The following is a 22,078-nucleotide window of genomic DNA, read 5'->3' as shown; positions in this document are numbered from 1 at the left end:
CGTGCCCCTGCCAGAGACGGCTCTGGACATCGGCGGCGAGTGCAGGATCACCGAGCGGCCCCAGGACTGTTGCATCATCATCTTCGGGGCCTCGGGCGACCTCTCCCTGCGCAAGCTCTTTCCCGCCCTGGCCAGGCTCTTCGTGGCCGGGGACATGCCCGAGAACTTCGCCATCGTGGGCGCGGCGCGCACCCAGATGAGCGGCGACCAGTTCCGCGAGAAGGTGCGCCAGTGGATGAGCGAGTCCGGCGAGCCCGCCGGTCTCGACTGGAACGCCTTCGCCTCGCGCATCCACTACCTGCCCATGGACTACGGCGACCTCTCCGGCCACCAGAACCTCGCCCGCGTGCTCGAGGGCCTGGAAAAGACCCAGGGCCTGCCCGGAAACCGCATGTTCTACCTGGCCATCCCGCCCACGCTCTACGAGACCGTGGCCGAGATGCTGGGCGCGGCCGGGCTGGCCGACGGAGGCGGGCCCGGAACCTGGACCAGGATAGTGGTGGAGAAGCCCTTCGGCCGGGACCTCGAGTCCTCCCGCAAGCTCGATGAGGCCATGCACCACTTCTTCCGCGAGGAGCAGGTCTTCCGCATCGACCACTACCTGGCCAAGGAGACCGTGCAGAACGTCCTGCTGTTCCGCTTCGCCAACGCGGTGTTCGAGCCGGTCTGGAACCGCAACTACGTGGACTACGTCTCCGTGGTGGCCGCCGAGGAGCTCGGCGTCGAGCACCGCGCCGGGTACTACGAGGAGGCGGGCGTGCTGCGCGACATGTTCCAGAACCACATGCTCCAGCTCCTCTCGCTGGTGGCCATGGAGCCGCCCTCGGTGTTCCGCGCCCGCGAGGTGCTCGACGAGAAGACCAAGCTCTTCAAGAGCCTGAGGCCCTTCGACCCGGCCAAGGGCTTCGGCCAGCTGGTGCTCGGCCAGTACGCGGCCAGCGAGGACGGCAGGCTGCCCGCCTACCGCGACGAGCCCGGCGTGGCCCCGGGCTCGGTCACGCCCACGTTCGCCATGCTCAAGAGCTACGTGGACAACTGGCGCTGGCAGGGCGTGCCCTTCTACATCTGCTCGGGCAAGCGCCTGGCCCAGAAGGTCACGCGCATGGTGGTGCAGTTCAAGGAGGTGCCGCACTCCATCTACCGCGATCTCATCGGCGAGCACGTCACGGCCAACAGGCTGCTCATGGAGGTCTACCCCAACGAGTCCATCGACCTGACGCTCCAGGCCAAGAAGTCCGGCGAGGGCTTCTGCCTGCGCACGGCGTCCATGAGCTTCAACTTCAAGGAGGGCTTCTCGGGCGCGCCCGTGGACTCCTACGAGAAGGTCATCCTGGACTGCATGCTGGGCGACCACATGCTCTTCTGGCGCCAGGACGGCGTGGAGCTGGCCTGGAGCTACCTGACCCCGCTTTTGGACATGTGCGGCGACTCGGCCGAGATGGAGCGCAACCTGAACTTCTACCCGGCGGGCAGCTGGGGGCCGCGCGACGCCAAGATGGTGCACCTCAACTACCTGAAGGACGTGATCTTCCGTGACCGCCGCAAGTCTTGAAACATTCCCGGACCTGGAGGCGGCCAGCGCCCGCGCCGCGAGCCTGGCCGCCAGGGCCGCGCGCATGGGCGCGCGCGACAGGGGCCGCTTCGCATTGGCCCTGTCCGGCGGGTCCACCCCCGGGCGCTTCTTCGAGCTCCTGGCCGAGGAGGACCTGCCCTGGGACGTGGGCCACGTGTTCTGGGCGGACGAGCGCCTGGTCCCCAGGCAGTCGCCCGAGAGCAACTACCACTTGGCCAGGGAGCATCTGCTCTCGCGCGTCGCCGTGCCCGAGGCCAACGTGCACCCCATGTGGGGCGGCTCCGGGAGCGCGGAGGAGGGGGCCAGGGAGTACGAGGCCGTGTTGCGGGATTTCTTCGGGCCGGGAGCGCTCCCGGCCTTCGACGCGGTGCACCTGGGCATGGGCGGGGACGGGCACGTGGCCTCGCTCTTTCCCGGGCAGCCCGGGCTGGAAGAGGAGCACAGGTGGGTGCTGCCCGTCAGCTACGAGCACGCAAGCCCCCCGGTGCCGCGCCTGACCTTGACCCTGCCCGCGCTCAACGCGGCCAGGCTGGTGCTCTTTCTGGTTTCGGGGCCGGACAAGGCCGGGCTGGCCCAATTGATCGCCTCGGGCGGGGGCAGGGGATTCCCCGCGGCGCTGGTGCGCCCAGCCCTCCCCCCGGTCTGGCTGGCCGCCGGGTGAGGCGCGGGCGGAGTCCCTACAGCGCCAGCTGCTCCTTGACGCGGCACACGCCGCACACGTCCTGGGAGGAGGGGAAGCCGCAGGAGGCGCACTCCTTGAGCGGGTCGGCGTCCTTGGTGATGGCCTGGAAGGCGGGCTTCCCGTTTCGCAGGAAGTGCTCGTAGAACTGCATTTTCATGCCCGGGCTGCGCTCCTCCAGGCCGGCCAGGAGCTTCTTGTGGCCCGTGAAGCTCGCGCCGGCCGAGTAGGGGCAGGCCGCGAGCACGTGGTCGATGCCGTTAAAGAAGCACCATACGGCGGTCTCGTACTCGGTCAGGCGGCAAAGCGGCTTGATCTTCTTCACGAAGCGGCCCTCGGCGGGCATCACGGGGCCCTGGCCCGCAAGGTAGGCCCTGTCCCAGCGCAGGGTGTTGGCGAAGAGCCTGGCCACCTCGTCGTCCAGGTTGTGGCCCGTGGCCAGCACGTCGAAGCCGTTCTCGAAGGCGAAGCGGTTGAACCAGTAGCGCTTGATCTTGCCGCACATGGAGCAGATCGGGCGGTTGATGCGCTTTTTCACCTCCGGGATGGGCAGGCCCTTGGAGGCCGTCTCCAACACCGTGAGCTTGATGCCGTGCTTGGCGCAGAAGGCCTCCACCGTGCTCCTGGCGTTCTCCGAGGACACGGGGATGGCCAGGTCGATGTGCAGGGCCATGACGTTGTATTCGAGCATGCTGAGCGCCAGCAAAAGCCCCAGCGAGTCCTTGCCTCCGGACACGGCCAGGAGCAGCCTGTCGTCCCGGGTGAGCTGCTTGTGCTCGTGGATTCCCCGCTCCACCTGGCGCAGGAAGTAGGTCTTGAAGCAATCGGGGCAGAAGCCGGTATGGTGGCTGGGCAGGGCGACCTGCGCGGGTTCGCTGCAACGGCGGCACTTCACGGCGTCATCCCCTGGAGACCACGTGGCGGATGCGGATGTCCGCCTGGTGGCCGATGGTGCGGTCCTGGGTGAGGAGCTCCGAGCCCCGGATGACGAGCACCTCGGTGTGCTTGAGCCCCAGCTTGTTGAGCAGCTGCATGACGGTGTTGATCTGGCGGAACTCGCGGGTTTCGCCGGTGGATTCGATGACTACGTTGACCATGGGCCGTTCTCCTACCCTGGCGGGCGGGTAAGGGCAAGTGGGGGCGCGGCCCAGGAAACGTGTTGACCGGGCGCGCGAATTTGAGCATACCATTGAGGCGTAAGAGCGCTCCCGCGCGAATTTCCGGAGGTTTCCATGAGTTCGAAGAAGGTCCTGGTGGTGGACGACGAGAAGCACATCCGGATGCTCTATCAGGAAGAGCTGGAAGGCGAAGGCTACGTGGTGGCCACCTCCGACGGAGAAGAGCCCATCCTGGCCGTGCTCGAACGCGAGAAGCCCGCCGTGGTCGTGCTGGACATCAAGCTCGGGCCCAACCGCTCCGGGCTCGACCTGCTCCAGGAGATCCGCGGCAAGGACCAGAGCATCCCCGTCATCCTCTCCACGGCGTACGACTCCTTCCAGCACGACCTCAAGTCCATCGCGGCGGACTACTACGTGGTCAAGTCCGTGGACCTGACGGAGCTCAAGTCCAAGGTGGCCCTGGCCCTGAGCAAGGCCGCCAACTGAGCCTGACGCGGGAGAACCCCGCCCCTCGCGCGCGGCCCGGCCAACGGCCGCGCGCACTTGCCCTGACCGGGCCTTCGTGCTAGCCCTCTCGCCCATGTTCGAAGACGTAAGCCAGTTCCTGGTGAAGCTGGCCATCTACGCCCCGCCCATGCTCATGGCCGTTACCTTCCACGAGGTCTCCCACGGCGCGGCGGCCGCCCTCCTGGGCGACCCCACCGCCAGGCTCATGGGCCGTTTGACGCTCAACCCGCTCAAGCACCTGGATCCGTTGGGGCTTTTGGCCTTCGTGCTCACCCAAATGATCGGCTGGGCCAAGCCCGTGCCCGTGGACGGCCGCTATTTCAAGAACCCCCGCATGGGCATGGCCCTGGTCTCAGCCGCCGGGCCGGCGTCCAACTTCGTGCTCGCCGTGCTCTCGGCGCTGCTCCTGAACGGGCTCGAGTTCGCAGCCAGGTACGCGGGCGGGTCGCCCCTGGCGGCCATGGTGCTGGTGCCGCTCATCTACATGACCATCGCCAGCGTGCAGGTGAACATCGCCCTGGGCGTGTTCAACCTGCTGCCCATCCCGCCCCTGGACGGCGGGCACCTGCTCATGGGCGTCCTGCCCAGGCGCATGGCCTGGCAGCTCTCCAAGCTGGAGCGCTGGGGGTTCGTCCTCGTGATCCTGCTGGCGATCTCGGGCGTGCTCGGGCGATTCCTGGGCCCCGTGGTGTCGTACCTGTACAACCTTCTGATCTAGCGAGCCGACATGACCGCCAACAACCGCATCGTTTCGGGCATGCGTCCCACCGGACCCCTGCACCTTGGCCACTACTTCGGGGTGCTGGTGAACTGGATCGAGTTCCAGAAGAACCACGATTGCTTCTATTTCGTGGCCGACTGGCACGCCCTGACCACCGAATACGCCGACCCGCGCAAGATCAGGGACTTCATGCCCGAACTCGTGAAGGACTGGGTGGCCTCCGGGCTCGACCCCAACCGCTGCGTGATGTTCAGGCAGTCCGCCGTGAAGGAGCACGCCGAGCTCAACCTGCTGCTCTCCATGATCACCCCGGTGAGCTGGCTGGAGCGCAACCCCACCTACAAGGACGTGCGCGACCAGCTCGACGCGGCCAAGGACCTCTCCACCTTCGGCTTTCTGGGCTACCCCGTGCTCATGGCCTCGGACATCCTGATCTACAACCCCAAGTGGGTGCCCGTGGGGCACGACCAGCTGCCCCACCTGGAGCTGACCCGCGAGATCGCCAGGCGCGCCAACCACCTCTGGGGCGAGATCTTCGTGGAGCCCGAGGCCAAGCTGACCCAGGCCCCCAAGCTGCCGGGGCTCGACGGGCGCAAGATGTCCAAGAGCTACGGCAACGCCATCTACCTGGGCGAGGACCCGGAGGCCATCCGCAAGAAGGTCACGGGCATGGTCACCTGCGCCAAGCGCATGCGCCTGAAGGACCCGGGCGAGCCCGACGAGTGCAACCTGTTCCCCTACCACGAGCTCCTCACTCCGGCGGCCGAGGTGGCGGAGATCGCCTGCGCCTGCCGCGCGGCCACCATGGGCTGCGGCGACTGCAAGAAGAAGATGTTCGCCAACCTGCTGGCCTACCTCGAGCCCATGCAGGCCCGCCGCCGCGAGTTCGACAAGGACCCGGACCTGGCCTGGGATATCCTGAAGGACGGCGAGGAAAAGGCCCGCGAGGCCGCACGCGCCACGCTGGAGGTGGTGAAGGGGAAGCTCAACTTCCTGAGCTGAGAAGCACGTTTTCGCACCAGCGCGCCAAAAACGGGGCGGGCAGCCATGGCTGCCCGCCCCGTCTTGCTTGCGCGCGGCCTCTGGCGGCTACTTCTCCTCAAGCGGGATGTTGATCTCCGTCAGCAGTTCCTCGGGCGCGACCTTGGTGCAGTCGTTCAGGTAGACCTCGTACCCGGGCCGAAGCGACGCCTCCCTGCCGGACTGCGGCAGCCAGACCCCGTAGAGCCACATGTAGGTCTTCATGAGCTCCTCGTAGGGGCCCTTGTGCACCACCACGGCGTAGTCCCCGCCCGGTATCTCGGCGACGATGGCCTCGCCCGAGGCCTCGAAACCCGGCCCCACGGTGACGCAGGCGTCGTAGCGGATCAGCTCCGGCGCGGTGGTGCTCGGGTCGTCGTGGCCGATGCCTATGAAGCTCGCTCCCGGCGCGAACACGCCCTTGTCCATGCCCCACTCCATGAGCCGCCTCCAGGCCTCGGCCGAAGACTGAATGTACGGCCCCGTGGCCCGGACGCAGGCCACGCGCAAGGGGTTCTTTCTGGTGATGGTCACGTCCACGGCTATGGCTCCTGTTTGATGGTGGTTGAGGAAATCCTCGGGAAAGGGGAAGAGCCTGGCCACTTCGGCCTTGCGCCGCCTGCGCGAGAGTTCCCGGAAGGCGCTCGGGTTCTCGCCATAGTGGGTCTTGAAGGCGCGGCTGAAGGCCTCGGGGGCCTCGTAGCCCGCCTCCAGCCCGGCCTCGGTCACGCTCATGGAGGTGAACTCCAGGCGGTAGGCGGCCCTGGTCAGGCGCAGGCGTCGGATGTGCGCGCCGATGGTCTCGCCGGTCATGCCCAGGAATATCCGGTGGAAATGGTACGGCGAGAACCCGGCGATGCGAGCCAAGGCCTCCAGGCCCAGCGGGCCGTCCAGGTTCTCCTGGATGTGGGCCAGCACGGTGAGCATGCGGCGGCGGTAGCTCTTTTCGGTCCCATTCATGAAGCCCCACTAACAGATCGCGCCGGGGCGCGCATGATGATTTTTGCCCTTGCCCGGTGGATGTGAAAATCATCTTCACGGCTTCACACGCGCCCGGCTTCGGGGCTATGCCGGGCCATGTCCACCGATCCCCATGCCCACGCCGCCCGGGAGAAGCGCGGGGCGGCCATGTCCTCGCTGATCGCGGCGGTGTTCCTCACCGGGCTCAAGCTCGCGGTGGGGCTCTCCACCAACTCCCTGGGCATCCTCTCCGAGGCGGCCCATTCCGCCCTGGACCTGCTGGCCGCGGCCGTGACCTTCTTCGCGGTCACCTATTCCTCGCAGCCGGCCGACGAGCGCCACCCCTACGGCCACGGCAAGGCCGAGAACCTCTCCGCCCTGGTGGAGACGCTTCTGCTTCTGGTCACCTGCCTGTTCATCGCCCGCGAGTCCGTGGACAGGCTCCTCTTCAACCCCGAGGCCGTGCGCGTCACGTGGTGGAGCTTCGGGGTCATGGCGGTGTCCATCGCCATCGACATCTCGCGCTCGCGCATGCTCAGGCGCATGGCCGAAAAGCACCGGAGCCAGGCCCTGGAGGCCGACGCGCTGCACTTCTCCACGGACATCTGGTCCTCTGCGGTGGTCATCGGCGGGCTCGGGTGCGTCTGGTTGGGCGGGATGCTGCCGGAAGGTTCGGGGGCGCGCCTGGCGCTTGAGCGCGCAGACGCCGTGGCCGCGCTCGGCGTGTGCGTGATCGTGCTCAAGGTCAGCCTGCGGCTCGGGCGAGAGGCCGTGGACGTGCTCCTGGACGGCGGCTCGTCGAGCGTGGTCCAGGAGATCCGCGCCGCCGTGGAGGAGGTGCCCGGCGTGCGCGGAGTGGGGCAGGTGCGCGCCAGGGTCTCGGGGCCGTCGGCCTTCGTGGACGTGAGCCTGGACATCCCCAGGGTGGCCAGCTTCGAGGAGGCCCACAGGATCGGGGCCGAGGCCGAGGAGGCGGTGAAGCTCGCGCTGCCCGGCGCGGACGTGATGGTGCGCCTTCTGCCCTCGGCCGAAGAGGACGCCGGGCTCTTCGAGCTGGTCCGGGGCATCGCCGCGCGCCACGCCCTGCCCGTGCACGGGCTGCGCGCGCACCGCTCGCCCGGCGGCCTGCACCTTGAGATGCACGTGGAGGTGCCCGAGGCCTTGACCCTGGCCACGGCGCACGAGCGCGTGACGCAGTTCGAGGATGCCCTGAAGGCGGCCTTGCCCGAGCCGGTGGCCGTGGTCACGCACATCGAGCCCGTGGACGGCGTGCGCCTGGGAGGCGCGCAGGAGGACAACTCCGGGCGCATCCGGGACGAGGTGCGCGCGCTCGTCTCCCGCGAGGGCGGGGTGAGCGACTGTCACGGCGTGAGCGTGCTGCTCGTGGACGGGGCCTATTCCGTGAGCTTCCACTGCCGCATGGACCCGGCCACGCCCATAGCCGAGGCCCACGCCATGACCGCCAGGCTCGAGAGCCTGGTGCGCGCGCACGTGCCGGACGTCGGGCGCGTGGTGATCCACGTGGAGCCGGAGGGCCAGGCAGCCCCCGGGGGCTATCCCCCGGGCGGGCCGTAGGCCTCAGCGCCGGAAAGACACTTCAGGCGGCGCGTCCGGCGAGGTCCACAGCGCCGTGATCGCGCCGCGCTCGGCCGTCTGCTCCACCCGTGCACCGGCCCGTTCGAGCCCTTCCACCACCTCGCGCGCGGGAAAGCCGTAGCGGTTGCCCACGGCGCAGCTGACGAAGGCCCACTTCGCGCCCGCCTGGGCGTAGAACCCGGGCGCGAGCGCGGTCCTGCTGCCGTGGTGGGGCACGGCCAGGACGTCCGCCGCGAGCCCGGCCCCGGACGGGCCGAGCGCCGCGAGCATGTCGCGGCCCGCGTCCCCGGGCAGCACGGCCAGCCCCCGGCCGCGCCAGACCAGGCGCAGCACCAGCGACGCGTCGTTGCCGCGAAGCGGCGAGCCCTCAGGCGGGGAGAACACCTCGAACCAGAGCCCGTCGCCAAGGTCCACGCGCTTGCCGGCCCGCCAAGTCAGCGGGGTCAGCCCGCTCTTGCCGAGCGCGGCCGTGAAATCCCCGAATTTCGGCAGCTCGCCGTTTCCGGCCAGCAATCCCACGTCGAAGGTCTCGAGCAGGTAGGCGAGCCCGCCCGTGTGGTCGCGGTCCGGGTGCGACATGACCACGCCCGAAAGCGCGGGAGCCCGCCCCCACGTGAGCGTGGGGGCCAGCACGGCCCGGCCCAGGTCGAAGGTGTCGGACGAGCTGCCCCCGCCGTCCACCAGCCAGCGCCGCCCGCCCTTGGCCTCCACGAGCACGGCCTGGCCCTGGCCCACGTCGAGCATGGTCAGGCGCACAGCGTCGCGGCCGTCCTCCCAGGCCCGCCAGAGCCACGGCCCGGTTATCAGCGCCGCGCACAGGCAAAGCCAGGCCAGCCGCCCGCGGGCCCGCATCCCCGCGCACCAGGGAAGGAACCCCAGCAGCAGGTAGAACCCCAGCACCTCGGGCTGCATGGGCCGGCGCACCGGGTGCACCGTGAGCCAGCCGCGCGCGTCCATGGCTTCGAGGCTCGCGAGCATCATGGCGCAGACCTTGCCGGACAGGGCGAGAAGGGTCTTTCCCGCGTCCGGAAGCCAGGTCACGGTGAGCGCGCCCAGGTAGGCCAACGGCTGCGCGGCCCACTCCACCACGGGCACCCAGAGCAGGTTCAGGTAGAGGTGCGGGCTGGCCTCGCCGAACACCGAGAGCTGCACCGGCAGCACGGAGAGCTGCGCGGCCAGTGTCACCGCGATCCAGCCCGGGACGATCACGGCCGCGAGCCTCCAGGCCCCGGGCGCGCGGATGCGCTTGAGGAGCGGGGAAGCCAGCGGCAGAAGCAGGACCATCCCGGCCACGGCGCAGGCCGAGAGCTGAAGGCCCACGTCGAACACGCACAGGGGGTTCAGGAGAAACATGGCCGCCAGGGCGTAGAAGAGCCCGTCCAGGAGCACGTTGGAACGCCCGAGCATGAGGAGCGCGCCCCAGGCCGCGAACATGAGCGCCGCGCGCGTGAGCGACGGCTCGAAGCGCCCGAGCCAGAGGTAGCCGAGCACCAGGGGAGCCGAGAGGATCACGGCCAGCTTGGGCCGTGGCAGGCGAAGGTAGAGCCCGGGCCACGCGAGCCCGGCCGCCCACGCGGCCAGCCAGCCCATGGCCGCCACCGCCGCCAGGTTCATGCCCGAGACGGCCAGGAGGTGCGAAAGCGACGCCCGGCGCACGCGGTCCAGGTCATCGGTGGAGATGGCGTAGCGCTCGCCCGTGACGAGCCCGAGCACCACCCCGGCGGCGGACCCGCCGCCCGCGCCGGAGAGGATGGCCTCGCGAAGCCTCATGCGCCACTGTTGCACGGCGCTGGCCGGGGCCTCCTCGGCCACGCGCACGGCCTTTGGGCCGCGCGTGTACACGCGGTGGAACACCCCGCGCACGCGCCAGCGCCAGGCCCAGTCGGTCCCGCCCGGGTTGTCGAAGCCGCCCGTGGGCAGGGGCCTCGCCGCGAGCGTGACGCGCGAGCCCGGCGTGGGCCTCACGGCCGGGTCCTGCCAGGTCCAGACCGTGAGGCCCTCGAGGCTTTCGGGCGGTTTCCCGGCAGGGGCGAAGGACGCGCCCTCGAGGATCACCTCCAGCCTGTTGCCGGGTTTTTCCTCCACCGAGGCGACCTGCGCCGTGAGCTCCACGGCCGCGCGGGGGCCGGGCAAATCGGGACGATCAGGGAGGGAAGGCAGCCGGGCGTGGGCGTAGGCGTACCCGGCCAGGGCCGCCAGCACGAAGAACGCCGCGCGCGGGACGGTCCTGCCGGACAGGCGGTTGCACAGGAGCGTCAGGAGGGCGGCGAACCCGCCGGTGAGCGGGTCGTGCACGGCCCAGGCCCCGCAGGCGCAGGCCAAAAAGAGCGCCTGCCAGGGCAGGATGCCCGGCGCGGCGCGCTGGCCGCCCCCGGGGGCGCGCGCGTTCGCGCCGGTCATGCGGCCCGGGCGCGGGCGGCAAGGCCCGGGGCCAGGGCGGCTACTCCCTGGCCCGCTTGATGCGCGCGCCCAGGGCCTGGAGCTTCACCTCCATGGCCTCGTAGCCGCGATCCAGGTGGTAGATGCGCTGCACCTCGGTGGTGCCGTGCGCGGCCAGGCCGGCCAGCACCAGCGAGGCGCTGGCGCGCAGGTCCGAGGCCATCACGGGCGCGCCGGTCAGGCGCGGCACGCCGCGCACGAAGGCGCTCTGGCCGCTGACCTTGACCCTGGCCCCCAGGCGCATGAGTTCCTGCACGTGCATGAAGCGGTTCTCGAAGATGGTCTCGCGGATGGTCCCGGCCCCGGAGGACACGCACATGAGCGCCATGACCTGGGCCTGCATGTCCGTGGGGAAGCCGGGGTAGGGCAGGGTGGTCACGTCCACGCAGGCGAGTTCCCCGCCGCGCCGGGCCACCACGCCGTCCGGGGTCTCGTCGATCACCGCGCCCATCTCCCGGAGCTTGGCGAACACGGCGTCCAGGGCGTCGCAGGGGCAGTTCTCCAGGGTGAGCTCCCCGCCGGTCATGGCCGCGGCCACCAGGTAGGTCCCGGCCTCGATGCGGTCGGACATGATCGGGTATTCGCAGCCGGAAAGCGAACTCACGCCCTCGATCCTGATCACCGGCGTGCCGTGGCCCGTGATCTTCGCCCCGCAGGCGATGAGGAAGTTGGCCAGGTCCACCACCTCGGGTTCGCGCGCGGCGTTCTCGAGGATGGTTTCGCCCTCGGCCAGGGCTGCGGCCATGAGCAGGTTCTCGGTGCCGCCCACGGTGACCTGGTCGAAGACGATCTTGGCCCCGTGCAGGCCGCTGGTCTTGCCCGCGATGTAGCCCGAATCCAGGTCGAAGCGCGCGCCCATCTTCTCGAGCGCGGTCAGGTGCAGGTTCACGGGCCTGGCCCCGATGGCGCAGCCCCCGGGCAGGGCCACGCGGCCCTCGCCCAGCCTCGCCAAAAGCGGCCCCAGGCAGAGCACCGAGGCGCGCATGGTCTTGACCAGGTCGTAGGGGGCCTCGGGGTTCAGGGCCTCGGCCGGGTTGACCACGGCCGCGCCGTCCTGGAAGTTGGCTTCCAGGCCCAGGATGTTCAGGAGCTTCAGCGTGGTGTGTATGTCGCGAAGGTTGGGGACGTTGCGGTAGGTGACGGGGGTGTCCAGCAGGATCGAGGCCATGAGGATGGGCAGGGCCGCGTTCTTGGAGCCGGAGACCCGGACGCGTCCGCGCAGGGGCAGTCCGCCTTCGATGATCAGTTTGTCCATGGGGTTCCTCGGGGTTTCGTTGCAAGGCCACCCGGTTCTAGCCCGAAGACCGCCCGGGCTCAAGAGACCAAAAAAGCTACTTGACCAGCCAGGCCCGCTCGGGTATTGCTTCCCGTCCGACGGTGGCTGTAGCTCAGTTGGCAGAGCACCAGGTTGTGGCCCTGGGAGCCGTGGGTTCAAGTCCCATCAGCCACCCCATCGTCGATCCGGATGCCGGGAAGTTCGCTTCCCGGCATTTTTGTTTGACACGGACCGCTTCCGCGGTGGAGAAAATGGCCATCCGGGGCCTGCGGCGAAAGCCGCCAAGGGGGGGCTTGCGGGGGACGACCGGCCCCCGCCGAGGAGGACCTGACGGTGGACAGACTGGAGATCCTCGCCCGGGCATGGCACGTGGGCGCGAACGTCGAAGGCCTGGACAAGACCGAGGCCATCCGCGCCATCCAACGAGCCGAGGGCTTCGAGGCCTGTTTCGGCTGCGACTGCTGGGACACCTGCGGCCAGGACGGCTGCGCCTTCAGGGATGACTGCCTGCGGACGGGCGTCATCGAGGACCCCTGCCAGGTGGTGGCCTGCGAAGTGCCCGGGAAAAAGGAAAGCTGACCCCGGACGCCGTTCCCGGCGTTTTCCCTTTGCATTCGCTGGACTTCTTGCGTATTGCTTGCGCGCCTTGTTCACTGCCACAGGGCGGCGGGGCCGAAAGTACGCGGAAAGCGTCCTTCCCGCCGCCCATTAAACTCTCCTCCTTCCTCCGTTCCTTTCAGCGAAACACAGAAACCATGCGCCTTCGCGGGCTTTCGCGCGTGCCGGTGTGGCCTTTTTCCCGCGCCTGAAGTATGGATTGTTCCATGCGCCCCATCACCACCTCCGTTTTCGAGCTCCTGAAGATCGGCCCCGGCCCGTCCAGCTCACACACCATCGGCCCCATGCTCGCCTGCCGCGAGTTCGTGGAGCAGGCCGCCAGGCTCTCGACCGACACCCTGGCCCAGGCCGACAGGGTGGAGGTGCGCCTCTACGGGTCGCTGGCCGCCACCGGCAGGGGCCACGGCACGGTGCGCGCCGTGCTGGCCGGGCTTTTGGGCAACCACCCCGAGACCTGCGCCCCGGACGTGCTCGACGCCCTGAGCGGCTTCGGCACCGGCTACGCCACCGTGGCCGGGCACAAGGTGGTCATCGGCGAGGACCTGGTCATATTCGACCAGCTCGAGCTGCCCAAGCACCACCCCAACACCATCCGCATGTACCTGAAGGACGAAGGCGGGCGGGTGCTCTTCGAGCGCGAGGCCTACTCCGTGGGCGGCGGCTTCATCGAATGGCTGGGCCAGGAGCCGCCGCAACGGCCCCAGCCCGCCTACCCCTATTCCACCATGCGCGAGTTTCTGGAGGTGATGGAACGCACGGGCCTTGGCCTGCCCGAGGTGATGATCGCCAACGAGTCCTCCCTGACCGGGCTTTCGGCCTCGGCCATAGGCGAGAAGCTCGAACACGTGATGCGCGTGATGGAAGACGCCGTGGAGCGCGGCCTGGAAACCTCCGGAACGCTGCCCGGCCCGCTCGGGCTCAACCGCAAGGCCAAGGCCCTCTTCGAGCGCTACCGCCAGGACCCCCAGATGCAGGACAGGCCCATCCTGGCCCTGTGCGCCTGCGCCTTCGCCGCGGCCGAGGAGAACGCCAGCGGCCACACCATCGTCACCGCGCCCACGGCTGGCGGCTCCGGCGTGGTGCCAGCCGTGCTCTACGTGACCAAGAACCTGCGCCCCACCGCCGGGGTGTTCCGCAAGGCCCTGCGCGAGGGCCTGCTGGCCGCCGCCCTGGTGGGCATGCTGGCCAAGCACAACGCCTCGGTCAGCGGGGCCGAGGTGGGCTGCCAGGGCGAGGTGGGCGTGGCCTCGGCCATGGCCGCCGCCTTCCTGGCCCAGGTGTACGGGCACCCGGGCCGCGTGGTGGAGAACGCCGCCGAAACGGCCCTGGAGCACCACCTGGGCCTGACCTGCGACCCGGTGCAGGGCTACGTGCAGATCCCCTGCATCGAAAGAAACGCCATGGGCGCGGTGAAGGCCTACGCCGCCTACCAGATTGCCGCCGCCGAGGTGCCCGGGCACCACATGGTCGGCCTGGACCAGGCCATCACGGCCATGGCCCAGACCGGGCGCGACATGTGCTCCAAATACAAGGAGACAGCCCAGGGAGGCCTGGCCGCCTGCGTCTGAGTCGCGCCCAATCCCTCCGCCCTGGGTTCCCCGCCGACCCGGCAAAGTAACACTTCCGCCTCCCGGGCTTCATGGGGCCGTGCTGGCCCTCGGGGCCGCCGTCGCCGCAAGCGGCTCAAGGGGGCTTCGATTATTTCAAGTGGGTGGTGATGCCCGCGAAGCTATCGCCGGGTGCAGGGGGAGGCATTCCCCCTGCCGGGAGAGATCTGGAGAGGGCAGCGCCCTCTCCAGTTCTTCTTCTATTATTTCTTGCCGGGAAGAAGCTTCGAGATCCCTGCCGCCGTGGCGTCCAGCCAGGCGGACGCCTTCACGCTGAAGTACCATCCCAGCACGGCGAGCGCCGCGAACTTCCACCACGGCCCGAACGAGGCCACGGCCACGTCCAGCCAGCTCAAGACGGGCTGGTGCAGCAGGTAGATGGCGTAGGACGCGCCCGAGAGCCAGAGCACCTTGGGGTTTGCGCCCAGGGTGGAGCTCAGCGGAAGCGCGAAGAGCGCGACGAAGACCGCCAGCGTCCAGGCCACGCTCGCGAACCACGGCGTGGGCAGGCCCAGGAGCGTGACGGCCAGGCACAGCGCGCAGGCCCCGAAGATGAGCCCGCCGAGCTTGGCGTCCACGATCCAGACGCGCCCCGGGCGCTCCTTCCACAGTTCGGCCATCCACATGCCGATGAGGAACTCCGGCAGGCGCGAGGGCAGGTTGAAGGTGGAGAGGAACGCGAGGCTGCCGCCCCAGCCGTCGGGCGAGGTCCGGCCCCAGATCTTGATCGCCTCGGTGAGGGTCCAGGCGATGATCGCGGCCCCGATGGTCAGCCTGGCGGGGCCGTACTTGCGGTAGTATTTGAGGATGAGCGGCCAGGCCAGGGTGAACTGGAACAAAAGCCCCAGCCACCAGTAGGCCGCCGTGTTGGACATGAACGACTGGTAGCGCAGCGGGTCCAGGAAGAAGAGGTGCGCGAGCGCCGGGGTCAGCCAGGCCGAGGCGTCCGTGACGCGGTAGACCACGGCGTTGCCCAGGATCACCAGCAGCACGGCGACGTAGTAGTGCGGGCAGAGCCTTGCGAGGCGTTTGGGCAGAAAATCCTTGAGGTGCGGGATGGGCGCGGGGTTTTGCCCCACGAAGGGCATGGCCAAGAGGAAGCTGGTCATCACGTTGAAGACCACCACGCCCAGGGCCATGTCCATGAAGGCCTGGCCGATCAGGGTGTTGGCGTAGCCGTCGCGCAGGGGGCCGATGCCCTGGAAGAGGTGGTGCAGGAAGATGCCGATCATGGCGATGGCGCGGATGAAATGCAGCTGGGGGATGTCCTTCTTCATGATTCCTCCGTGTTGTCGAGGGGTCACGTAGCCTGAAGCGGGCCGTGGCCGCAACAGGGGAAGGACGGCGGGGAGGCGGGCTATTCGAAGCGGATGACCACGAGGGTCAGGTCGTCCTCCTGGACGCCTTCGCCCAGGTGTTCGCGCCAGTCGGCGGTGATGGCCTCGAGGATCTGCTGGGCGGGCTTGGCGGCGTTGGCGCGGATCACCTGGCGCAGGCGGTCCTTGCCGTACATGGAGCCGTCGGGCGCGAAGCCTTCCCAGAGCCCGTCCGTGGCCAGCACGGCCACCTGGCCCGAAGGCCACGAGGGGAGGCGGCTGGTCAGGTAGGCGCTCTCCGGGTCCACGGCCAGGGGCAGGCCCCGGCCCTTGAGCTCGGAGAAGGAATCGGTCTCGGGATCGTAGAGGATGACCGGGTCGTGGCCCGCGCGCACCCACTCCAGGCGGCGCTGGCGGGGGTCGATGACCAGCATGAAGAGCGTGATGAAGTGCCCGCTGCCCGCCACGTCGCGCGAGAGGTGGCGGTTGAGCGTGGTCACGATGCGCGAGGTGTCAGAGAGGCAGAGCGCCGCTTGGCGCAGGAAGCCCCGCGCCGAGGCCATGAGCAGCGCCGAATCCACTCCGTGCCCGGAAACGTCCGCCACCACCACGGCCAGGGTGTCCCCGGCCAACTCCAGGAAGTCGTAGTAGTCCCCCCCGGTCTGGCCCGAGTAGACGGCAGTGCCCGCGATGTCCAGGCCCGTGCGTTCGGGCACGAGCCCGGGAAGGAGGCTTTTCTGGACGGCCTGGGCCTGGGCCAGGGCCTGGAGGAGCTCCGTGCGGTGCCTGAGCCCCACGATCATGGAGTTGGTGCGCGCCGCGATCACCCCGAACTCGTCGGCCGTGGCCACGGGGATGAAGCGCTGCAGTTCGCCCCGGCTGACCGCCTCCAGCACCACGGTCTGCTCGGACAGGAGCCTGCGCAGATTCTCGGAGTAGCGCAGGATGAGGATGCCCACGGCGGCTATCAGCACCCCCGTGACGTAGATGACCTCAAGGGTCACGGAGCGCTTGGCCTCGGCCAGGGCCGCGCGGTCGTAGGCGTGCCCGGCCAGCCAGTCCACGCCGTTTATCAGGATCACCAAAAGCAGCGAGGAGACGATCACCGCCGAGCCCAGGGCCACGGAGGCGAACTTGCGCGTGAGCGGGCGCACGGACTCGGGCGGGTGCCGCCAGCTCTTGGTGCAGGCCCGGTCGATGATGGCGCGCTGGCGCGTGATGGCCGCGTCCATGGACAGGAAGAACGCGGCCGAGGCCATGCCGATGACGAGCTTCACCCCGCTGGACGGCGGGATGTCCATGACCAGCGTATTGAACGCGGCGGCCAGCGCGCCCGCGCCCAGGCCAAGGGCGAAGTCGAGCAGGAACTGCACCCTGGGCTGGTCGAAGATGTCGCGCGACTCGACCAGGGATCTTTCCAAGAGGGGCCTGGCCGCGAGGAAAACCGCGAACGCGCCCGCGATGATCGCCCCCAGCGTCACGGGGGGCAGGGCTTCCATGAAGGGTCAGACGCGCCCGCCGTAAAGGGCCAGCAGCGCCGAGGCCAGCAGGGTCCCCAGCCAGAGGCGGAGGTAGGCTTTGCCGTTCATGCACCCCTTCTATCGCAGACCGGGCCGGGGGGGAATAGCGGGCGTGGCGGAGAGGGCTTCGTCCCCCCTCTCACCTGCCTGAACGCGCAAAAGCCCGTGGCGATTGCCTTCCCCCATGATGTGGGCTACTTCCAGGCATCTTCGCGGAGGATACCCCAAGCGTGAACACACTTTTCAGGCTCCTGCCGTCCATGGACCGCATCCTCTCGAGCCTGGAGGGCGTCCCCGGCCTCTCGGGAGCCCCCAGGCCCCTCGTGCGCGAGGCCGCCCAGGCCTTTCTGGACGGGCTGCGCGAGGAGATCAGGGCAGGGCTCGTCACCGATCCGGCGACGCTCTCCTGGGAGACGCTCTCGCCGCGCATCGCCTGCTTCGCAGTGGCCTACGCGCGCCCGCGCTTCCGCAGGGTCCTGAACGCCACGGGCGTGGTGGTGCACACCAATCTGGGGCGCTCCGTGCTGCCCCCCTGCGCCGTGGACGCCGTGGTCCAGGCCTGCCTCAATTATTCCAACCTGGAGTTCGACCTCGCAACCGGTAGGCGCGGCAGCCGCTACAGCCACGTGGAGCGCCTGCTCCGCACCCTCACCGGGGCCGAGGCGGCCATAGTGGTCAACAACAACGCGGCGGCGGTGCTCCTGGTGCTGGAGAGCCTTTGCAAGGGCCGGGAGGTGATCGTCTCGCGCGGGCAGCTGGTGGAGATCGGCGGGTCCTTCCGTGTGCCCGAGGTCATGGCCAAGAGCGGCGCGACGCTCCGGGAGGTCGGGGCAACCAACCGCACCCACCTGCGCGACTACGAGTCGGCCATCGGGCCGGACACGGCCGCGCTCATGCGCGTGCACACCTCGAATTTCCGCATGATCGGCTTCACCAAGGAGGTCCCCCTGGAGAAGCTGGCCGAGCTCGGGCGCGAGCGCGGCCTGCCCGTGATCGAGGACCTGGGCAGCGGCACCCTGCACGACTTCTCCCGCGACGGCCTGCACGGCGAGCCCACGGTGCGGGACGTGGTGGAGGCAGGGGCGGACGTGGTCACCTTCTCGGGCGACAAGATGCTCGGCGGCCCCCAGGCCGGGGTGATCGTGGGCAGGCGCGAGTACATCGACGCGATCCGCGCCAACCAGCTCAACCGCGCGCTGCGCATCGACAAGATGACGCTGGCGGCCCTGGAGGCCGTGCTCAGGCTCTACCTCGAGCCCGAGCGGGCGGCCGTGGAGATCCCCACCCTGGCCATGATCCGCGCCACCCGGGGCGAGCTCGACCTCAAGGCCAGGCGGCTGGCCTCGGTCCTGCGCAGGGCCGTGGGCGCGCACTTCGAGGTGTCGCTCAGGCCCGGGGTGTCGCGCGTGGGAGGCGGGGCCTTTCCCGAGCGGGACTTGCCCACCCGGCTCGTGTGCTTATCTGCCAAGGATGCGCGCCTGGCCCCGGACGAGCTGCGCGCGAGGCTCCTCTCCACGGACCCGCCCCTGGTGGGCCGAGTGGAGGAGGGCTGGTTCGTCCTGGACCCGCGCACGCTCTCGAAAGACGAATTTCCCCTGGCGGCGAGGGCCCTGGCCCAGGCCGCCGGGGGCGGACCCTGCTGACAAGCGGCCCCGACGCGGCGCGGCCCGCCCGGCGCTGAACATACTTCCTGCCAAGGAGGCGAGATGAACTGTCTGGAACACGAATCGAAGAGCTGCTGGGAGGTCTACTCGTCCAGCGAGGACCGCAAGGCCATGGACGACCTGGCCGCGCGCTACGTGGATTTCCTCAGCCGCTGCAAGACCGAGCGCGAGACCATCGCCTACGTGCGCGAGCGCCTGCTGGCGGCCGGGTTCGCCGAGAGCGCGGACGGCGAGTTCTCCTCGGGCGACTGCTTCAAGATATTCAAGGGCAAGACCATCTTCATCGCGCGCAAGGGCGCGAAACCCCTGTCCGAGGGCTTCCGCCTGCTCGGCGCGCACGCCGACACCCCCCGCCTGGACTTCAAGCAGCGCCCCCTCTACGAGGACTGCAACGTCTCCCAGGCCAAGACCCACTACTACGGCGGCATTCGCAAGCACCAGTGGCTGGCCAGGCCCCTGGCCCTGCACGGCGTGGTGGCCAAGACCGACGGCACGGTCATCGACATCGTCATCGGCGAGGACGAGAACGACCCGGTCTTCACCATCCCGGACCTCCTGCCGCACCTGGCCTACAAGCAGATGGAGCAGAAGGTCTCCGAGGCGTTCGAGGCCGAGAAGCTGAACATCATCCTGGGGCACGCGCCCTCGGACGCGGAGATCGAGGCCAAGAAGAACGACTCCAAGGCCTGCGTGAAGGGCAAGGTGCTCAGCCTGCTCAACGAGCGCTACGGCATCAGCGAGACCGACCTCTACTCCGCCGAGATCCAGGCCGTCCCGGCCGGGAAGGCCCGCTTCGTGGGCCTGGACGGCTCGCTCATCGGCGGCTTCGGCCACGACGACCGCCTCTGCGTGTTCTCCTGCCTGGAGGCGCTGCTCGCGGCCGACAAGCCCGAGCACACCCAGATCGTGCTCTTCTGGGACAAGGAGGAGATCGGCTCCGAGGGCGCGACCAGCGCCAGGTCCATGTTCTTCGAGTACTGCCTGGAGGACCTGATAGCGGCCTGGGAGCCGGGTGCCAGGCTCTCGCGCGTGCTGGACGCGTCCAAGGCCGTGTCCGCCGACGTCAACGCCGCCCTGGACCCGGACTACCAGGACGTGCACGAGAAGCTGAACGCCTGCCTGCTGGGCCACGGCCCCACGTTCAACAAGTTCACCGGCCACAGGGGCAAGGTGGGCGCGAGCGACGCGCACTTCGAGTACGTGGCCTGGATCAGGGGCGTCATGGACAGGGCGGGCGTGCCCTGGCAGATGGCGGAGCTGGGCAAGGTGGACCTGGGCGGCGGGGGCACCGTGGCCAAGTTCCTGGCGGTCTACGGCATGGACATCATCGACTTCGGGCCGCCCGTGCTGTCCATGCACAGCCCCTTCGAGCTGTGCTCCAAGGCGGACCTCTACGCTTCCATGCTCGCCTACAAGGCGTTCCTGTTGAGCTAAGCGCCGCAATCCCCCGCCCGCGCGCCTTCCCCTCCCGGGGCGGGCGCGCGGGCGGCTCGTTCACTCTACAGAAGAGCGGGAGAATTCCATGCCGGTGATCATGGGCACGGCCGGGCACATCGACCACGGCAAGACCACCCTCGTCAAGGCGCTCACGGGCATCGACTGCGACCGCCTGGCCGAGGAGAAGAAGCGCGGCATCACCATCGAGCTGGGCTTCGCCTTCCTGGACCTGCCGGGCGGGACGCGGGTCGGCGTGGTGGACGTGCCGGGCCACGAGCGGTTCGTGAAGAACATGGTGGCCGGGGCCGCCGGAATCGACTTCGTGGTCCTGGTGATCGCGGCGGACGAGGGCGTCATGCCCCAGACCCGCGAGCACCTGGAAATCTGCTCGCTCCTGGGCATCAAGTCCGGGCTCGTGGCCCTGACCAAGGTGGACATGGTGGACGAGGACTGGCTGGGGCTCGTCACCGAGGACGTGCGGGCCTTCCTGGCCGGGAGCTTCCTGGCCGACGCGCCCATGCTGCCCGTGTCCGCGCACACGGGCCAGGGCCTGGACGAGTTGCGCGCCCAGGTCTCGGCCATGGCCGGGGAGTTTCGCCAGGGCAGGCGTTCGGACCTGGCCCGGCTGCCCATCGACCGCGTGTTCACCATGAAGGGCCACGGCACGGTGGTCACGGGCACGCTCATCGCGGGCAGGCTCAAGGCGGGCGACGAGGCCGTGCTCTATCCCTCGGGCAGGCCCACCAAGGTGCGCAGCCTCCAGGTGCACGGCGGCCCGGCCGAGGCGGCCCAGGCCGGGCAGCGCACCGCGGCCAACGTCATGGGCCTGGAGGTGGAGGAGGTGGAGCGCGGCGAGGTGCTGGCCCACCCGGGTACGCTTTTTCCCTCCCTGGCCTGGAACCTGGAGGTCACCTGCCTGGCCTCTTCGCCAAGGGCCCTGCGCCACCGCGCCGAGGTGCACTTCCACCACGGCACGCGCGAGGTCATGGCCAGGCTCTACTTCCTGGACCGCGACAAGCTGGAGCCCGGCCAGACCGCGCTGTGCCAGGCGCGCTTCCACTCGCCCATGGCCGGCGTGTCCGGGGACCGCTGCGTCATGCGCGCGTTCTCGCCGCTGCGCACCGTGGCGGGCGGGGTGATCCTCTCGCCGCTTGGCGGGCGCGTGAAGCGAAACGGCCCGGAGCTCCCCGACATCGCTGCCCTGTCCTCGGCCACGCCAGAGGACGCGGTGCGCCTGCACCTGAAGCTTCGCGGCAAGGCGGGGGCGAGCTTCGCGGAGCTCCTGGTGCTCACCGGGCTCGAGACCCGGGAGCTGGAGAAGGTCCTCCAGGCGTTTTCCGGCAAGGGGCAGGCCAGCCTCTGGGACAAGGACGCCAGGCAATGGCTGTCGGGCGAATCCCTGGAGGCCATGAGCGAGAGCCTCTGCGTCCACATGGCCGCCTTCCACAAGCGCGAGCCGCTCAAGCAGGGCGTGGCGCGCGGCGAACTGGCCTCCACGTGGGGCAGGGAGCTTCCGGCCAAGCTCGTGCATTTCGTCACCGAGCGCCTGATCAAGGGCGGCAGGCTCGCCCAGGAGCAGGAGCTCATCCGCCTGCCCGCGCACAAGGTCAGCCTGGCTTCCGACCAGGCGGACCTGCGCTCCAGGATTCTTCGAATCTACGAGGTCGGCGGGCTCACCCCGCCCAATCTCAAGGACGTGATGGACGAGCTGAAGCTCGACTTCAAGCAGGCCCAGCCCGTGTACAAGCTTTTGCAGGACGAGGGCATGCTCTCGCGGGTCAAGGAGGAGATGTACTTCTCCTGCGCGGCCCTGGAGGCGCTCAAGGAGCGCGTGCGGCAGTACTTCGAATCCGCGCCGGAGCTCGGCCCGCAGGAATTCCGCGAGCTTACCGGGCTTTCGCGCAAGTTCGTCATCCCGCTGCTCGAATACCTGGACAAGGAGAAGGTGACCATCCGGGTGGGCGACAAGCGCGTGCCCCGGGCGCGGTGAGCCGCGAATGCGGGGTTGATTTTTTCCGGCAGGGGGC

General features: G+C 69.3%; 18 protein-coding genes and 1 tRNA gene. 12 read left to right on the top strand and 7 right to left on the bottom strand.

Features of this window, described 5'->3' with window-relative positions:
* The first annotated feature begins 1 nt into the window (after position 1).
* Positions 2–1,552 carry a glucose-6-phosphate dehydrogenase gene (gene zwf / locus ACZ5V4_RS06905; protein ID WP_464317442.1) on the top strand — a complete coding sequence of 517 codons (1,551 nt, stop codon included), beginning with the start codon at positions 2–4 and terminating at the stop codon, positions 1,550–1,552.
* A complete protein-coding gene (gene pgl, locus ACZ5V4_RS06900) occupies positions 1,533–2,234 on the top strand; it encodes a 6-phosphogluconolactonase (protein ID WP_464317441.1) in 702 nt (233 codons plus the stop codon). The genes zwf and pgl overlap by 20 nt, the downstream gene beginning before the upstream one ends.
* A gap of 16 nt (positions 2,235–2,250) precedes the next feature.
* Here pgl and ACZ5V4_RS06895 read toward each other — a convergent pair whose 3' ends face one another.
* Positions 2,251–3,147 carry a TIGR00269 family protein gene (locus ACZ5V4_RS06895; RefSeq protein ID WP_464317440.1) on the bottom strand — a complete coding sequence of 299 codons (897 nt, stop codon included), beginning with the start codon at positions 3,145–3,147 and terminating at the stop codon, positions 2,251–2,253.
* 4 nt (positions 3,148–3,151) lie between these two features.
* Positions 3,152–3,349: a hypothetical protein gene (locus ACZ5V4_RS06890; RefSeq protein ID WP_464317439.1), complete on the bottom strand. Its 198-nt coding sequence runs from the start codon at positions 3,347–3,349 to the stop codon at positions 3,152–3,154.
* A 135-nt stretch (positions 3,350–3,484) separates the two neighbouring features.
* Here ACZ5V4_RS06890 and ACZ5V4_RS06885 point away from each other — a divergent pair, with 135 nt between their 5' ends.
* The 3 genes from ACZ5V4_RS06885 (at position 3,485) to trpS (ending at position 5,600) form a co-directional block, all read left to right on the top strand.
* Positions 3,485–3,856 (top strand): response regulator, encoded by a 372-nt coding sequence (locus ACZ5V4_RS06885; RefSeq protein WP_464317438.1) that lies wholly within the window; start codon positions 3,485–3,487, stop codon positions 3,854–3,856.
* Between the two features lie 94 nt (positions 3,857–3,950).
* Positions 3,951–4,595 (top strand): site-2 protease family protein, encoded by a 645-nt coding sequence (locus tag ACZ5V4_RS06880; RefSeq protein WP_464317437.1) that lies wholly within the window; start codon positions 3,951–3,953, stop codon positions 4,593–4,595.
* A 9-nt stretch (positions 4,596–4,604) separates the two neighbouring features.
* Positions 4,605–5,600 carry a tryptophan--tRNA ligase gene (gene trpS, locus ACZ5V4_RS06875; RefSeq protein WP_464317436.1) on the top strand — a complete coding sequence of 332 codons (996 nt, stop codon included), beginning with the start codon at positions 4,605–4,607 and terminating at the stop codon, positions 5,598–5,600.
* 87 nt (positions 5,601–5,687) lie between these two features.
* Here trpS and ACZ5V4_RS06870 read toward each other — a convergent pair whose 3' ends face one another.
* The gene (locus ACZ5V4_RS06870; RefSeq protein ID WP_464317435.1) at positions 5,688–6,578 is read right to left on the bottom strand and encodes an AraC family transcriptional regulator; all 891 of its coding nucleotides are present in this window, start codon (positions 6,576–6,578) and stop codon (positions 5,688–5,690) included.
* Between the two features lie 117 nt (positions 6,579–6,695).
* Between ACZ5V4_RS06870 and ACZ5V4_RS06865 the strand changes: the two genes are divergently transcribed.
* Positions 6,696–8,153, top strand: a complete 1,458-nt coding sequence (locus ACZ5V4_RS06865) for a cation diffusion facilitator family transporter (protein ID WP_464317434.1) — start codon at positions 6,696–6,698, stop codon at positions 8,151–8,153.
* Positions 8,154–8,156: 3 nt separating this feature from the next.
* Here ACZ5V4_RS06865 and ACZ5V4_RS06860 read toward each other — a convergent pair whose 3' ends face one another.
* Positions 8,157–10,574 (bottom strand): DNA internalization-related competence protein ComEC/Rec2, encoded by a 2,418-nt coding sequence (locus ACZ5V4_RS06860; protein WP_464317433.1) that lies wholly within the window; start codon positions 10,572–10,574, stop codon positions 8,157–8,159.
* A 40-nt stretch (positions 10,575–10,614) separates the two neighbouring features.
* The gene (gene murA / locus ACZ5V4_RS06855; protein WP_464317432.1) at positions 10,615–11,868 is read right to left on the bottom strand and encodes a UDP-N-acetylglucosamine 1-carboxyvinyltransferase; all 1,254 of its coding nucleotides are present in this window, start codon (positions 11,866–11,868) and stop codon (positions 10,615–10,617) included.
* A 122-nt stretch (positions 11,869–11,990) separates the two neighbouring features.
* On the opposite strand from murA, the gene ACZ5V4_RS06850 reads away from it, so the two are divergent.
* From ACZ5V4_RS06850 to ACZ5V4_RS06840, 3 genes are all read left to right on the top strand, one after another.
* Positions 11,991–12,066, top strand: a tRNA-His gene (locus ACZ5V4_RS06850).
* Between the two features lie 156 nt (positions 12,067–12,222).
* The gene (locus tag ACZ5V4_RS06845) at positions 12,223–12,468 is read left to right on the top strand and encodes a hypothetical protein (protein WP_464317431.1); all 246 of its coding nucleotides are present in this window, start codon (positions 12,223–12,225) and stop codon (positions 12,466–12,468) included.
* Between the two features lie 245 nt (positions 12,469–12,713).
* Positions 12,714–14,075 carry an L-serine ammonia-lyase gene (locus ACZ5V4_RS06840; protein WP_464317430.1) on the top strand — a complete coding sequence of 454 codons (1,362 nt, stop codon included), beginning with the start codon at positions 12,714–12,716 and terminating at the stop codon, positions 14,073–14,075.
* Between the two features lie 242 nt (positions 14,076–14,317).
* On the opposite strand, the gene ACZ5V4_RS06835 is transcribed toward ACZ5V4_RS06840, so the two are convergent.
* Positions 14,318–15,391 (bottom strand): acyltransferase family protein, encoded by a 1,074-nt coding sequence (locus ACZ5V4_RS06835; RefSeq protein WP_464317429.1) that lies wholly within the window; start codon positions 15,389–15,391, stop codon positions 14,318–14,320.
* Between the two features lie 80 nt (positions 15,392–15,471).
* Positions 15,472–16,929, bottom strand: coding sequence for a PP2C family protein-serine/threonine phosphatase (locus tag ACZ5V4_RS06830; protein WP_464317428.1), 1,458 nt, complete (start codon positions 16,927–16,929; stop codon positions 15,472–15,474).
* 251 nt (positions 16,930–17,180) lie between these two features.
* Between ACZ5V4_RS06830 and selA the strand changes: the two genes are divergently transcribed.
* The 3 genes from selA to selB all read left to right on the top strand — a co-directional run bounded on the left by selA (position 17,181) and on the right by selB (position 22,041).
* On the top strand, positions 17,181–18,593 hold the full coding sequence (selA, locus tag ACZ5V4_RS06825; RefSeq protein WP_464317427.1) for an L-seryl-tRNA(Sec) selenium transferase: 1,413 nt from the start codon (positions 17,181–17,183) through the stop codon (positions 18,591–18,593).
* Positions 18,594–18,656: 63 nt separating this feature from the next.
* Positions 18,657–20,048: an aminopeptidase gene (locus ACZ5V4_RS06820; protein WP_464317426.1), complete on the top strand. Its 1,392-nt coding sequence runs from the start codon at positions 18,657–18,659 to the stop codon at positions 20,046–20,048.
* Between the two features lie 88 nt (positions 20,049–20,136).
* Positions 20,137–22,041, top strand: a complete 1,905-nt coding sequence (selB, locus tag ACZ5V4_RS06815; protein ID WP_464317425.1) for a selenocysteine-specific translation elongation factor — start codon at positions 20,137–20,139, stop codon at positions 22,039–22,041.
* Positions 22,042–22,078: the final 37 nt, after the last annotated feature.

The sequence above is a fragment of the Fundidesulfovibrio sp. YSD1 genome, assembly GCF_055397115.1.
Note: the sequence above shows the minus strand (reverse complement) of the source record. Positions and strands in the feature narration are given on the sequence as shown.